Origin of the sequence: Lactobacillus delbrueckii subsp. delbrueckii DSM 20074 = JCM 1012, assembly GCF_001433875.1 — a bacterium.
Taxonomy (GTDB): Bacteria; Bacillota; Bacilli; order Lactobacillales; family Lactobacillaceae; genus Lactobacillus; species Lactobacillus delbrueckii.
Window position 1 is genome coordinate 1 of record NZ_AZCR01000161.1, and the last position, 259, is coordinate 259.

The 259-nt window shown below is 46.7% G+C and carries 1 protein-coding gene; it reads left to right on the top strand.

Translation table 11 applies throughout. The features are described from left to right. A partial coding sequence (locus FD23_RS08935; protein ID WP_155515454.1) for an IS110 family transposase occupies positions 1 to 259 on the top strand: 259 nt, incomplete at both ends.

The following is a 259-nucleotide window of genomic DNA, read 5'->3' on the forward strand; positions in this document are numbered from 1 at the left end:
CTATGTCATGATGAATCCGCTAGAAGCCAAAAGAAAGACAAAGGATGACCTGCACCAGAACAAGACCGATAAGCTTGATGCCTTGTATCTTGCCAAGCTGCAGTCTGAGCACCCGCAACGGATGGCCTACGTTCAAAGCAAAGAATATCAAGAATTGATGGCCAACAACCGCATCTATGAGCAGGCTTCGCACGATCTGATAACCAACAAGAATAGACTGCACAAAGCCATTCAGCTCACTTTCCCAGAGATTGAGCAC